The 13,375-nt window shown below is 73.8% G+C and carries 11 protein-coding genes; 9 read left to right on the top strand and 2 right to left on the bottom strand.

Features of this window, described 5'->3' with window-relative positions:
• The first annotated feature begins 134 nt into the window (after positions 1 to 134).
• Together ACFXGN_RS22300 and ACFXGN_RS22305 are read left to right on the top strand one after the other, a co-directional pair.
• Positions 135 to 2,783: an alpha/beta fold hydrolase gene (locus ACFXGN_RS22300; RefSeq protein WP_384861843.1), complete on the top strand. Its 2,649-nt coding sequence runs from the start codon at positions 135 to 137 to the stop codon at positions 2,781 to 2,783.
• Positions 2,780 to 3,655: an ABC transporter permease gene (locus ACFXGN_RS22305; RefSeq protein ID WP_384861845.1), complete on the top strand. Its 876-nt coding sequence runs from the start codon at positions 2,780 to 2,782 to the stop codon at positions 3,653 to 3,655. The genes ACFXGN_RS22300 and ACFXGN_RS22305 overlap by 4 nt, the downstream gene beginning before the upstream one ends.
• A gap of 120 nt (positions 3,656 to 3,775) precedes the next feature.
• Here the strand turns inward: ACFXGN_RS22305 and ACFXGN_RS22310 are convergent, their stop codons facing one another.
• Positions 3,776 to 4,495: a DNA-binding response regulator gene (locus ACFXGN_RS22310; RefSeq protein ID WP_384861847.1), complete on the bottom strand. Its 720-nt coding sequence runs from the start codon at positions 4,493 to 4,495 to the stop codon at positions 3,776 to 3,778.
• Between the two features lie 1,650 nt (positions 4,496 to 6,145).
• Between ACFXGN_RS22310 and ACFXGN_RS22315 the strand changes: the two genes are divergently transcribed.
• The 3 genes from ACFXGN_RS22315 (at position 6,146) to ACFXGN_RS22325 (ending at position 10,010) form a co-directional block, all read left to right on the top strand.
• Positions 6,146 to 6,613: a DUF1772 domain-containing protein gene (locus ACFXGN_RS22315; protein WP_384861850.1), complete on the top strand. Its 468-nt coding sequence runs from the start codon at positions 6,146 to 6,148 to the stop codon at positions 6,611 to 6,613.
• 314 nt (positions 6,614 to 6,927) lie between these two features.
• On the top strand, positions 6,928 to 7,812 hold the full coding sequence (locus ACFXGN_RS22320; protein ID WP_384861853.1) for a BTAD domain-containing putative transcriptional regulator: 885 nt from the start codon (positions 6,928 to 6,930) through the stop codon (positions 7,810 to 7,812).
• A 155-nt stretch (positions 7,813 to 7,967) separates the two neighbouring features.
• Positions 7,968 to 10,010, top strand: a complete 2,043-nt coding sequence (locus ACFXGN_RS22325) for a helix-turn-helix domain-containing protein (RefSeq protein ID WP_384861856.1) — start codon at positions 7,968 to 7,970, stop codon at positions 10,008 to 10,010.
• Positions 10,011 to 10,187: 177 nt separating this feature from the next.
• Here ACFXGN_RS22325 and ACFXGN_RS22330 read toward each other — a convergent pair whose 3' ends face one another.
• Positions 10,188 to 11,438 carry an IS701 family transposase gene (locus ACFXGN_RS22330; RefSeq protein ID WP_384861859.1) on the bottom strand — a complete coding sequence of 417 codons (1,251 nt, stop codon included), beginning with the start codon at positions 11,436 to 11,438 and terminating at the stop codon, positions 10,188 to 10,190.
• 406 nt (positions 11,439 to 11,844) lie between these two features.
• On the opposite strand from ACFXGN_RS22330, the gene crcB (ACFXGN_RS22335) reads away from it, so the two are divergent.
• The 4 genes from crcB (ACFXGN_RS22335) to ACFXGN_RS22350 all read left to right on the top strand — a co-directional run bounded on the left by crcB (ACFXGN_RS22335) (position 11,845) and on the right by ACFXGN_RS22350 (position 13,354).
• Positions 11,845 to 12,267, top strand: a complete 423-nt coding sequence (crcB, locus tag ACFXGN_RS22335) for a fluoride efflux transporter CrcB (RefSeq protein ID WP_384861862.1) — start codon at positions 11,845 to 11,847, stop codon at positions 12,265 to 12,267.
• Positions 12,264 to 12,635: a DUF190 domain-containing protein gene (locus ACFXGN_RS22340; RefSeq protein WP_384861866.1), complete on the top strand. Its 372-nt coding sequence runs from the start codon at positions 12,264 to 12,266 to the stop codon at positions 12,633 to 12,635. The genes crcB (ACFXGN_RS22335) and ACFXGN_RS22340 overlap by 4 nt, the downstream gene beginning before the upstream one ends.
• The gene (gene crcB, locus ACFXGN_RS22345; RefSeq protein ID WP_384861869.1) at positions 12,632 to 12,985 is read left to right on the top strand and encodes a fluoride efflux transporter CrcB; all 354 of its coding nucleotides are present in this window, start codon (positions 12,632 to 12,634) and stop codon (positions 12,983 to 12,985) included. Before ACFXGN_RS22340 ends, crcB (ACFXGN_RS22345) begins: the two co-directional genes overlap by 4 nt.
• A 207-nt stretch (positions 12,986 to 13,192) precedes the next feature.
• Positions 13,193 to 13,354, top strand: coding sequence for a hypothetical protein (locus ACFXGN_RS22350; RefSeq protein WP_384861896.1), 162 nt, complete (start codon positions 13,193 to 13,195; stop codon positions 13,352 to 13,354).
• The last annotated feature ends 21 nt before the right edge of the window (positions 13,355 to 13,375 follow it).

The raw sequence follows: 13,375 nt of genomic DNA on the forward strand, positions 1-13,375 counted from the left end.
ATATATTCGAGTGTGTCCGCAAGCCCGCTACTGCGCCTGCGGTACGCGAGCGTGGTCCGTACGACTCCAGGAGGTGCGGCAGTTCCGTCTCCCGGCAGCCGAGGCCGCTGGGCGGCCCGCTTAGGCTCGACACCATGCGACTCCGAATTCCCCGGTGGGCCGCGGTCACCGCCGTCCTCGCCGTCCTCGCGGGCGGCGGCACCTGGACCGCCGTCGCCTCGGACGATCCGCCCCCCGTGCACCGCGCGGACCGGACGCTCGACCTCGACGGCGTCCGGCTCGACACCTCCTACTTCACCGGCGACGGCGCCGGGCGCCGCCCCGCCGTCCTCCTCGGCCACGGCTTCGGCGGCTCCAAGGACGACGTGCGCGCCCAGGCCGAAGGGCTGGCCCGCGACGGCTACGCCGTCCTCACCTGGTCCGCCCGCGGTTTCGGCGCCTCCACCGGCGAGATCGGACTCAACGACCCCGAGCACGAGGTCAAGGACGTCCGGAAGCTGATCGACTGGCTCGCCGACCGCCCCGAGGTCCTCCTCGACAAGCCCGGCGATCCGCGCGTCGGCGTCACCGGCGCCTCCTACGGCGGCGCGATCTCCCTGCTCGCCGCCGGACACGATCCGCGCGTCGACGCCGTCGCCCCCCAGATCACCTACTGGAACCTCGCCGACGCGCTGTTCCCCGACGGTGTCTTCAAGAAGCTCTGGGCCGGGATCTTCTTCTCCACCGGAGACCGCCCCGAGGGGCCGGGGCAGCGGGGCGGGACCGCCTGCGGTCGCTTCACCCCCGAACTCTGCGGCCTCTACCAGCGCGTCGCCGTCGCGGGGAAGCCCGACGCCGCCGCCCGCGCCCTCCTCGAAGCCCGGAGCCCCTCCGCCGTCGCCGACCGGATCAAGGTGCCCACGCTCCTCGTCCAGGGCCAGTCGGACTCCCTCTTCACCCTCGCCCAGTCCGACGCCGCCGCCCGCGCCCTCACCGCCAACGGCGCCCCCGTCGCCGTCGACTGGATCTCCGGCGGCCACGACGGCGGCGACCGCGAGACCGACCGCGTCGAACAGCGCGTCAACACCTGGTTCGACCGCTGGCTGAAGCGCGACACCTCCGTCGACACCGGCCCCGCCTTCCGCGTCAGCCGTACCGGAGGCGTCGACTCCACCGACGGGCGGGCCACCCTGCGCGCCGCCACCGCCGACCGCTACCCCGGACTCACCGCGGGCCCCACCGGCATCACCCTCACCGGAGGGCCGCAGAGCTTCACCAACCCCGCGGGCGCCACACCGCCCGCCGTCTCCGCCGTGCCCGGACTCGGCGGCGGCCTCTCCGGACTCTCCTCCCTCGGCGTCGGCCTCTCCCTCGACTTCCCCGGCCAGTACGCCCGCTTCGACAGCGCGCCGCTGACCGGACAGCTCCGGATCACCGGCACCCCGACCGTCCGCGTCAAGGTGACCTCCACCGCCGCCGACGGCTCCGCCGTCCTCTTCGCCAAGGTGTACGACGTCGGGCCCGACGGGCGCCAGCAGGTGCTGCCCGCCCAGCTCGTCGCGCCCGTCCGCGTCGCGGACGCCACCTCCGGCCGGACCGTCACGCTCACCCTGCCCGCGATCGACCACGAGGTGGAGTCCGGGCACCGGCTGCGGCTCGTGGTCGCCGCCACCGACCTCGGCTACGCCTCCCCGCTCGTCCCCGCCGGATACACCGTCGCCGTCGACGGCCCGCTCACCGTCCCGACCGCCCCCGGTCTCGACACCCAGGCCGTTACCCTGCCCTGGTGGGTCTGGGGCCTGCCGCTCCTCGGCCTCGCCGTCGCCGCCGGACTGCTGCTCACCGCCCGCCGCCGCACCGGCGCCCCCGCGCCCGACCCCGGCCTCACCACCGTGCCCCTGGTGATCACCGGACTCTCCAAGAAGTACAAGGGCGGCGACCGGTACAGCGTCCGGGACCTGTCGTTCCGCGTCGAACAGGGCCAGGTCCTCGGCCTCCTCGGGCCGAACGGCGCGGGCAAGACCACCACCCTGCGGATGCTGATGGGCCTGATCGCTCCCGACGAGGGCGAGATCCGGGTCTTCGGCCAGGCGATCCGCCCCGGCGCCCCGGTCCTCTCCCGGGTCGGCGCCTTCGTGGAGGGCGCCGGATTCCTGCCGCACCTCTCCGGCCGGGAGAACCTGGACCTGTACTGGAAGGCCACCGGCCGCCCCGCCGAGGACGCCCATGTCGACGAGGCCCTGCGCATCGCGAACCTCGGCGGCGCCCTCGAACGCGCGGTCCGCACCTACTCGCAGGGGATGCGCCAGCGCCTCGCCCTCGCCCAGGCCATGCTCGGCCTGCCGGACCTGCTGATCCTGGACGAGCCCACCAACGGACTCGACCCGCCGCAGATCCGCGAGATGCGCGAGGTCATGATCCGGTACGCGGCCGACGGCCGTACCGTCATCGTCTCCAGCCATCTCCTCGCCGAGGTCGAACAGTCCTGCACCCATCTCGTCGTCATGGACCGGGGCCGACTGGTGCAGGCGGGCCCGGTCGCGGAGATCACCGGCTCCGGCGACACCCTCCTGGTGACGCTCGGCGGACCCGTCGGCGACGTCCTCGTGGAGAAGATCGGCGCGCTCCCGGGCGTGGCCGGGGCGACCCGTGCCGACGGCGGCATCCTCGTCCGGCTCGACGGGGTCGCGCCCACCGCGCTCATCGGCGAACTCGTCGCCCTGGACGTACCGCTGACCGGCGTCGGACCGCACCGGCGCCTCGAAGACGCGTTCCTGACCCTGATCGGAGGAGGTGCCGCATGAGCGGGCCGCTCGACACCCCCACGGCCCCCGTGGAATCCGCACCCGGCTACCGCGCCGGGCGCACCCTGCCGCTGCGCGTCGAGGCCCTCCGCCAGTGGAAGCGCCGCCGCACCCTGGTCATGGGCGGCATCCTGGTCGCCCTGCCGTTCGTCCTGATCATCGCGTTCGCGGTCGGCGGCGACCGGGAGGGCGGCAGCGGACGCATCACCCTGATGGACACGGCGACGGCCTCCGGCGCCAACTTCGCGGCGACCTGCCTCTTCGTCTCGGCCGGATTCCTCCTCGTCATTCCCGTGGCCCTGTTCTGCGGGGACACCGTCGCCTCCGAGGCGAGCTGGTCCTCGCTGCGCTATCTCCTCGCCGCGCCCGTGCCCCGGTCCCGGCTGCTCGCCTCCAAGCTGGCCGTCGCCCTCGGCTACAGCGCCGCCGCGATGGTGCTGCTGCCGGTCGTGGCCCTGGCGGCGGGCACGGTCGCCTACGGCTGGGGGCCGCTGCTGCTCCCCACCGGCGGCGCGGTGCCCGCCGGAGACGCCCTGTTCCGGCTCGCGGTCGCCGTCGCGTTCGTCTTCGCGTCCCAACTGGTCACGGCCGGGCTCGCGTTCTGGCTCTCCACCCGTACCGACGCCCCGCTGGGCGCGGTCGGCGGCGCGGTCGGCCTGACCATCGTGGGCAACGTCCTCGACGCGGTGACCGCTCTCGGCGACTGGCGCGAGTACCTTCCGGCGCACTGGCAGTTCGCCTGGATCGACGCGCTCCAGCCGCAGCTGGAATGGGGCGGCATGGTGAAGGGCACGGCGATCTCCCTCACGTACGCCCTGGTCCTCTTCGCCCTCGCCTTCCGGGGCTTCGCCCGCAAGGACATCGTGTCCTAGCCACGGGAGACCTCCGCCTGGATCGCACCCGCCTGGATCGCACCCGGCCGGACCGCGCCCGGCCGGACCGCGCCCGTCCCGGGGTCCGGGCCAGGGGCCGGGCCCCGGGCGGTCGGTCACTCACAGCCACCCTCTTCGAGCCGCTTCCGCGCCCGCGCGGAAGCGGCTCGTCGTGCCGAGGGCCGTCATCAGCTCCCCGACCCGGCGGCTGTACGTCCGTGCCGACATGCCGAGCCTGGTCGCCGCCGTCTCGTCGGTGAGCCCCGACAGGAGGGCGTCGAGCACCGGACGCAACTGCGGAGGCAGATCGCGGGGCGGCGGCGGTGGCGGCGGCACGTACGTCAGCTCCTCCGCCGCCGCCCAGCAGGCGTGATGGGTCCGGACGAGGGCCTGCACGATCACCGGGTCCCGGATCAGCAGCAGCCCGTTGTAGAGCAGTTCGAGGTCGAGCGGCACCGCCGCCACCGTCCGGTCGACCACGATCAGCTTGAACGGGATCGACTCGACCAGCCGGGCCCGGCCGGGGAGCCGGAGTCCGTCCTCGATCCGGGACAGCGCGTGCCGAGGCACGATCCGTCTGACCTCGCCGGCCCGCTCCGCCGCGGCCCGCATACACGCTCCCGCCAATTCCAGGAACGGCTCGGGGATCGCGCAGCCCGCGGACGCGACCGGGTCGTCGAAGGTCAGCAGTTCGTACCGCGTGGAAGCGGCCAGCCCGGCGAGTGCCGCGCTGATGCGCCGCGCCCCCCGGACCGGTCGCCCCGCGGGCCGCTGTCCCTCGGTCGCGGCCCGGTTCATCGCCGAACGGGCGAGCATCACGGAGCCCGCGCTCTCTGCCACCGCTGACCACCCCCGCCCATCCGATGTCCACTCAATGTACGCATGTGACTGCACACGGTGACAACCCCTGTTGAGAAGGATGGCGAATCCATGCCACCTCACGTCACCCCGGTCGCCGTCGCCGCACCGAGATGCATCCGCAACTCCTCCGACGGCTCCGCGCGGGCATCCCGGCCGTCACCTTCACAAGTGCCTTACGAAGAGGGGGAGATGACGTGCGTCGACCCGGGTCACGTCGAATCCACCGCGAACGGAGGCGGTTCCCGGCCACCACCGCGCTCCTCGCCGCCGCACTGACGATCGGACGCGGCGCCCCGGGCGGCGACGGAAGCGCCTCCGCCTCCGCGCACGGAAGAGCTTCCCCCTCCGCGCTCCGGAGGGTCGGCGCAACCGTTCCCGCGCTCCCCCCCCCGGTGGTGGCGGCGTCGGTGGGGCGGCTGTGGCGACAGTGGCGGCGGGGGCGGCGATAGCGACGGGGGTGAGGGCGCCCCCGACCGGTCCGGCTCCGGCGGTGGTCCCGCCGCAGACGGCCGTGAGCGTCCCGCCGCCGGTCACCTGTCCGCCTTCCACCCCCCCATCCGCCCGCCCCCCATCCGCCCGCCTCCATCCGCCCATCCGCCTTCGACACCGCCTTCTACGGCTACGCCCGTCACCCCCCCTCGCCGAAGTGCGGGCGTCGATCCGGCGACCGTGCGCCCCGAGGTGCTCGCCAACGGCTTCCGCCCCGACCGCCCGTGCCCGGCGGTTTCAGCGTGACCGTCGAAGAGGCGCGCACCGGTCGCCGCGACGGCTGGTCCCTGGCGTGGGTCGGGCTCGCCGCCCCGGGGGCTGACCGCCGTGCCCCGCGCCCGACCGCCGCGCCCGTCCTCGTCGTGGACGTCTCCGGTACCTTGCCGAGCCCGGTCGCCTCGACCTCGTCAGGGAGTCCCCAGACCTGCCCGCCGATGGACTCCGCGACGACGGCTCGATCGCCCTCGTCGCCCTCGCCGCCTTCGGCGACCGGGCCGAGACCCGGCTGCCGACGTCCGGTCGTCGACGCCCCCGCTGCCGACGACCCGGACCGGATACCTCTCACCTCATGGCGCCCTCAGCCGTTCGTTCCAGCACCCATGCCCCTCACGCCCCTCACGTGTCGGGCCCGGCGGCTCGTCCTTCCGGCGCTCGCGCCCGTACCCGTAAGTCCGGCGGTCGGCCATTCCGGTCCGGGTGCTCGTACCTCATGCGCGGAGGGCCGGGGGCCGGTCGGTTCCGGTACCCGTTCCCGTACCGGTGAGGGCCGGTGGGCGGGCTCTCCGGCATTCCCGCCCGTACCCGTAGGGCCAGCGGCTCGCACTCCCGGCGCCCGTGCCCTCGCTCGTGGGGGCGGCGGTCGGCCGTTCCGGCACCCGTACGACTCGCCCGCAAGGCCAACCGCCGGTCACTCCGGTACCCGTACCCCCACCCACAAGGCCACCTGCCGGTCGCCCCGGACTCGTCCCGGCGCCCGCCCCCCCCCACATGGGACCCACCCCGGCCCACTCCTGCCCCATCCGCCTCACCTACCTCCTCGGCACCGCATCGGACTCGCCCCACTCCCATCTCCCGTGTCACACGTGTCACTTGTGGCCCCGTATGGCTCCCGGGCGGGCCGGTGGGCGGTCAGAATGGCGCATGGCCTCGCTGCTGCTCGCCCTCGCCGTCGGATGCGCCGGTCTGTACGCCGGTTTCATGCTGGTCTTCCAGACCGGGATCATGCCCGCGCTCGCCCGGCTGGAGGACGCCGAGTTCGTCACGGTGATGCGCCGGATCAACGAAGCCGTGCCGAGGGCCGTCTTCATGGCGGTCTTCCTCGGGGTGGCCGTCTTCCCCGTCGCCGCGTTCCTCGTGCCCGTCGACGGGCGGACGGACGCTCAGAAGTGGCTGGTGCTCGGGGGGCTGGTGTGCGCGCTGCTCAACCACGTGGTCACCGTCGGCGGCAACGTCCCGCTCAACAACGCGCTGGCCGCCCCCGAGGGTCCCGGCGACGACCCGGCGGCCGTGCGCGCCGCCTTCGAGCGGCGCTGGAACGGCTTCCACCGGATCCGTACGGCCCTGGTCGTCATCGCGTTCGGTCTGCTGACCGCCGCCGCGGTCGGGTGAGGGGGTCCCGCCCCGGAACCGTACCTCGCTGCCGGTTTTTGGCCGGAAATCGCAGGTGTGAACCCCGTTGTCAGCTGCGAGGACCCTTGAAAGCATACCTGCGAGTCCGGAAACAGCCTTCCTCCGTACGTACGGTCCCCGCCAATGACGAAATCACTACGCCTCAATAACCGGACAAAGAGGGTGAATCACCCCGATATCAGAGGTCGGGATTCCGTACCCTCCGGTTTCTTATTGACATGCCTACGGGGGTCTTTTCTAATCATCGGGAGTCATCCCGCACACAGACACCGCACAGGCACTGAGGGGGCAAGGTGGACGTCCGGATTCTGGGGGGACTTTCGGTGCGCGAGCACGGGGTGTCGATCACCCCGACCGCCGCGGCGCCCCGTCAGCTCCTCGCCCTGCTCACGGCCAGCGCCGACCAGGTCGTCCCCGTGACGGTCCTCACCGAGGAACTGTGGCCGTCCGGCGCCCCGCGCGGGGCCCGTACCGAACTCCAGGCCCACATAACCGAGTTGCGCGCCCTCATCGCGGGCGCGCTGCGCGGCGCCACCCCGGCCGAACCCCGGCCCGGCTGGTCGGACCGGCGCACCGCCGAAGCGATCCTCGTCTCCCAGCCCGGCGGCTACCGCCTCGACACCGGCGGCGGCACCAACGACGTCTGGCAGTTCGAGCGCGCGGCCGGAGCGGGCTACCGGGCCATGGAGGCGGGCGACCTCCCGCGCGCCGCCCTCCGCCTCGGCGAGGCCCTCGCCCTCTGGCGCGGCGAACCCTACGCGGGCGTCGCCGCCGGACCCCGCCTCCGCCGGGAGATCGAGCGCCTGGAGACCTCCCGGCTCAGCGTCCTCGACCAGTGGACCGAGGCACAGCTCGGCCTCGGCGGACACGCCGAACTCGTCCCCGAACTCTCCGGCCTCACCGCCCGCTACCGCACCAACGAACCGCTGCACGCCCACTACATGGTCGCCCTGCTGCGCTGCGGACAGCACGACGAGGCCCTCGCCGTCTTCGACCGGCTGGGCGCCACGCTCCTCGCCGAGACCGGCATGGAGCCCTCGGCACGCCTCCGCCGCCTCCGCCGCTCGGTCCTCGCCGTCCGGGACACCGCCGGCCTCCCCGTGTACGTGCCCCGCGTGCCCACCCAGTTCAGCCCCACCCGGGGGCGTCTCGTCCCCGTCGGCTCCTCGGTCGGCTGACACCCGGGAACCAGACCCGCCCGCCGACAGTTACCGGTGGGGAATGAAGTGCGGCAGCTCACCGTTGACCGACTCCCGAAGCCGAATTATTTTCGGCGAGCAGTACGGGTTTCCTCCCAGGCGCCCGATTTCGCTCGATCACGGGAGTAGGGACCATGAGCTTGTACGGCGCGGACGGAGCCGGTGGTGCCCACGCGCTGCTCACGGTCCTCGAACTGCTCGCGGCCCAGGCACCGCCCGCCCGGTTCGACGCCCTCCTCGCCGAGGCCCGCGCCACCGGCCTCGACGACGACACCCTCGACCGGCTCGAACGGGCCGTCGCCCTCGCCGGAGTGGTCCGCGCGGGACAGGGCCGCGACCCCCGCCACGAGGCCGGACTCATCGCCCTCACCGACACCGCCCGCGACCTCACCTCCTCGTACGACCTCGACGGCCTGCTGCGGGTCATCACCCGCCGCGCCCGACTGCTCCTCGGCCTCGACCTCGCGTACGTGACGCTGCGCGGCCCGCACGGCGCCTGCTACGTCCACACCACCGACGGCGCCCTCGCCGACCACCCCGCCGGCCGGGAGGGCGCCCCCCGGCTCGCCCCCGGTCTCCGGTTCGCCGAGGGATACGGCGTCGGCGGCTTCGTCCAGCTCCTCGGCGAACCCGTCTGGACCGCCGACCACCTCGCCGACGAACGCTTCGCGCCCACGGCCAGGACCGGCACCGGCCTCCACGCCCCGGCCTTCGACGAGGCCGCGGAGGCCGCCCTGCGCGCCGAGGGCCTGCACGCCGTCATGGCGGCGCCGCTGCGCAGCGGCGACACCGTGATCGGCGCCCTGTACGGCGCCGACCGGCGCGTCCGCCACCACACGCCGGAAGAGGTCGGGCTCCTCGCCGCCCTCGCCGACCTCGCCGCCCTCGGCGTGGAGAAGGCCGGGCTCCTCGACCGCACCCGCACCGAGGTCTCCGAACTCGAACGGGACAGCGCCCGCGTCCGCACCAGCCTCACCCGGATGCGGCACGTCAGCGAGGCCCACGGCCGCATCATGAACCTCGTCCTCGCGGGCGGCGACCTGTGCAACGTCGCCAAGGCCGCCGCCGACGCCCTCGACGCGACCGTCATGGTCCGCGACCAGGGCGGTCGCTGCCTCGCCACCGCCGGGGACGTTCCCGCACTCGACGAGAAGGCCGTCGCCAAGGCCTCGCTCGACGCGCACGCCCGCCGCCGCCCCGTCCCCGCCGCCGACGACACCTGGGTCGCCCCCGTCATCGCGGGCTCCGAAGACCTCGGCGTCCTCGTCGTCCGGACCGCGGGCGGACTCACCGGCGAGGACGAACGCCTCCTCGAACTCGCCGCCCAGTCCATCGCCTTCCTCCTCCTGATGCGCCGCTCCACCGCCGTCGCCGAAGGACCCGTCCGCGACGAACTCCTCGACGACCTCATCGCCGACCCGCCGCACGCCCCCCAGCAGATCGCCCAGCGCGCCCGCCGCCTCGGCGTGGACCTGCGCAAGGCCCATGTCCTCGTGCTCGCCCGGCCGGAGGGCGGCGAACAGGGCAGGGCCGTGGTCTGGGCGTCCTCGTACGCGTACCGGCTCTCCGGACTGAAGACCGTGCAGGGCGGCTGCATCGTGCTGCTGCTCCCCGGCATCGACGCCTCGGCCGCCGCCAAGGCCGTCGCCGCCGAACTGTCCCCGCTGCTCGGGCACCCCGTATCCGTCGCCGCCGCCGGACCCGGCTGGAGCCCGGACGGCGTCGGACGGCTCCACCAGGAGGCCGGCCGCTGCCTCGACGCGATGAGCGCGCTCGGCGGCACCGGCTCCGCCGCGTCCGTACAGGACCTCGGCTTCCTCGGGCTGCTGCTCTCCGACGACAACGACGTCGACGGCTTCGTCGAGGCGGCCATCGGACCCGTCCTCGACTACGACGCCGAACGGTTCACCGACCTCACCCACACCCTGGAGGCCTACTTCGCCTCCGGCGGCAGCCCCACCAACGCGGCCGAGGCCCTGCACGTCCACCCCAACACGGTCTCCCGCCGCCTGGAACGCATCGGCGAACTCCTCGGCCCCGAATGGCAGAAGCCCGGCCAGGTCCTTGAGGTCCAGCTCGCGCTCCGCCTCCAGCGCACCCGCGAGGTCCTCGCCCGGGGCCGCGCCGCCACCGACCCGCACCGCCGCCCGCCCGCCCCGCCGGAGCGCAACGCCTGAGCACGAGGCCGGAACGCAAGGCCGAAGCCGCAAGGCCGGAATGCAAGGCCTGAGCGCAAGGCCGAAGAACAGCGCCTGAGCACAAGGCCGGAGCGCCCGGAGGCCGGGACCCGCCGCCGGACACACGGCATCCCCGGCGGGCCCGAGGCCCGCCGGGGAAGACACGCGCGGGGCGGCTCAGCTCGCCGTACGCCCCGAGCGGTAGCCCGAGTCCCAGTCGGCGCTGGACAGCGCCGTCGCCGCGTGCGCCGCCGACGCCAGCGTGATGTGCCGGTGCCAGCCCCGGTACGAGCGGCCCACGAAGTCCCGCAGCCCCGCCCCCTCACCGATCTCCGCGAAGTCCCGCTCCACCCGGCGCGCCAGCTTCGTCAGCCGCAGCAGGGAACCCACCGGAGACCCGGTCAGATCGCTGATCCACACCCGCGACGGAGCCCGCCGGGGATCGTCCCACTCACCGAGCAGCACCAGCGGACGCATCCGCTCCCCGCCCGGCGTGGGCAACGCCACCCGGACCGCCGTCGCCAGCGAGGTCCGCGAGGTCCGCGCACCCGCCACCGTGTCCACCCAGCTCACCGGCCTCCGCAGCCCCTTGAGGGACTCCAGGATCTGCACGGCGGACAGCGGACCCGCGCCGAAGCCCGGCAGCGAACGGTCCGCGATCGCCAGCCGCGAACCGGGACCGATCCGCGCCACCACCGGCACCCCCGCCCCCGCGAGCCGCGTCAGGGCCGCCCGCCCCGCACCGCCCCGGATGTCGAGCAGCACCGGCTTGCGGGCCACGTCCGGCCAGCGGGCCGCGTCCAGCGCCGCCGCCACCGCACACTCCTCAAGGGTCTCCTCGCCCGCCTCCTGGGGAACCTCCGCACGGTCGCGCCGCGTGCGGTCGTTCACCCAGGGGTCCGGCAGGAACAGCCGCCAGTTCACCGGAACGCTCAGCTCCTCACCGGCGAACCACACCCCGAACGCCTGCTGGCCGTGGAAGACCTGCCCGCGCTCCGGATCGAACCGCCGGTCCACACCCACCGAGTGCTCCCCGGCCTTCGGGATCGGCATCGGCCGCACCACCCACGCCTGCGGACAGCTCGTCCGCTCCAGGTGCCGGGCCAGCGCCGCCCGCATGGGCTGCCAGTCCCAGGTGGAACTCGACACGAAGTGGTGCAGGCTCTGCTCGGCGGCGGGCCCCCCGATCTGCGCGGCGATGTTCCGGATCGACTTGCGGCCCTGCGCGGTGAGCAGACCCCGCAGATACTGCTCGGCCTTCAACCGCTGGTCACGGCGCGGGAAGCCGGAGAACAGCGCGGCACACAGCTCGGTGTAGACGTCCTCGCGCGAGCCCCCCGCGCCCGCTGACCTGACGGCGCCCAGGGGCGCGGCCGGTGGAACGAGCCCGGCGGCGGTCCTGCGCTTGGTTGCGACGGATGTACTCACGACACTCCTGCCCTCAGGTTGCGCAGCTCCCTCCCGCTGCTCCACCAAGGTCACCCGGAACCACCCCCGGGGACGAGGTGTACCCGGCACCCGAATCGGCCGCCGGATGGTGGTCCGGCCACCCCCCGCCGTGTCGTCGCAGGTCAGAGGGGTGTCTTCCGAGGGTGGCGGAACACCCTCCGGACACTCTCCGGCCTCCTCCGCGACCCCCGCCCCCGGCCGTGCCCGGAGCGCCCGGAATACCCCACGGGGGGATCTGACAGACTCTCCGACGCTCCTTTGACCGGTCGCGTGGCGTGGCCGGACCATCGCAGAGCGAGGCTGCACGGGCCGGACCCCGGTTAAATGCCCCAGGCCGGGGGCCGCGCCTGTGCGCCTCGCCTCGACGTCCTCGTAGCATGGACGCATGGATCTCCGCGGCCAGCTGCCCGTCGTCGGGGTCGTGGCCGCGGGCGGATCCCTCGGAGCGGTCGCCCGGTACGCCGCCTCGCTCGCCTGGCCCACGGCCACGGACTCCTTCCCCTGGACGACCTTCGCGGTCAACGTCTCCGGCTCCGCCCTCCTCGGCGTGCTCACGGTGCTGCTCACCGAGACCATGACCGCCCCGCACCCCCTGCTGCGGCCCTTCCTCGGGACGGGGTTCTGCGGCGGCTACACCACCTTCTCCACCTACGGCCTCGACACCCAGCGACTGCTGGCCGCCGGGGACACGGCGCGCGCCCTGCTCTACCCCTGCGGAACCGCCGTCACCGCGCTCGCCGCCGTCTGGGCGGGCGTGACCGCCACCAGGACACTGACGGCGCGCGTCAGAGAGAGGGGACAGGGATGACCCGGTCCACGGGCAGGGAACTGCGCCTGACGGTCTTCGTCGGCGAGAACGACACCTGGCACCACCGGCCGCTCTCTACCGAGATCGTGCACCGCGCCCACGCGGCCGGTCTCGCGGGCGCCTCCGTCTTCCGGGGCGTCGAGGGCTTCGGCGCCTCCTCCCGCATCCACACCTCCCGCATCCTGTCGCTGAGCGAGGACCTGCCGGTGGCGGTCCTGATCGTCGACACCGAGGAACGGGTCCGCGCCTTCCTCCCCCAGTTGGACGAACTGGTGACGGAGGGTCTGGTGGTCCTCGACGACTGCGAGGTCGTCCGGTACACGGACCGCGCCGGGGACGGATCCCGGGGCGGGGAGACCCGGGAGTGAACTGGCTGCTCGTCGTCGTGGGCGCCGCCGTCGGCGCGCCGCTGCGCTACCTCACGGACCGCGCCGTCCGCGCCCGGACCGACTCGGTGTTCCCCTGGGGCACGTTCGTGGTCAACGTCGTCGGCTCGTTCGTGCTCGGGCTGCTCGCCGGTGTCACCTCCGCCCACACGTACGCCCTGCTCGGCACCGGACTGTGCGGAGCCCTGACGACGTACTCGACGTTCTCGTACGAGACGCTGAAGCTGTACGAGGGCGGGGCGAAGGCGTACGCGGCGCTCAACGTGGTCGGGAGCCTGACCGCCGGACTCCTCGCCGTGTGGCTGGGCGCCGAGGTGGCCGGGCTCCGCTGACGGGCGCCGGGGACGGGCTCCGCTGACGGGCTTTGCTGACGGGCGCCGGGGGCGGTCGGCTCGGACGGACCGGCGGGCATCCCGGTCCGCGAGTCTCGGCCGCGGACAGGTGTGTTCCCGGCCACTGGCGGCGGGGGCGGCGGGGCACTCCCTCGTAGGAGACGCGTCAAGACGGGCCCTCACGGCGTTAGGGGCCCGTCAACGGCGGTGATGGACGAGGCCGGGGACGGTTTCCTCATCCTGTCCGAGGAACCGTTCCTCGTCTTTTCTCACCGGGAGCTCACGATGGCCGATCTGGCCTTCGTCGTCACTGTGGTCGCGGTTTTCGCGCTGGTGGCGTTCATTGCCAAGGGGGTGGCGAAGCTGTGAGTGCCGAGAATGTTGTGGGTC

It is taken from the genome of Streptomyces sp. NPDC059247 (assembly GCF_042754005.1).
In the GTDB taxonomy this organism is placed as follows: domain Bacteria; phylum Actinomycetota; class Actinomycetes; order Streptomycetales; family Streptomycetaceae; genus Streptomyces.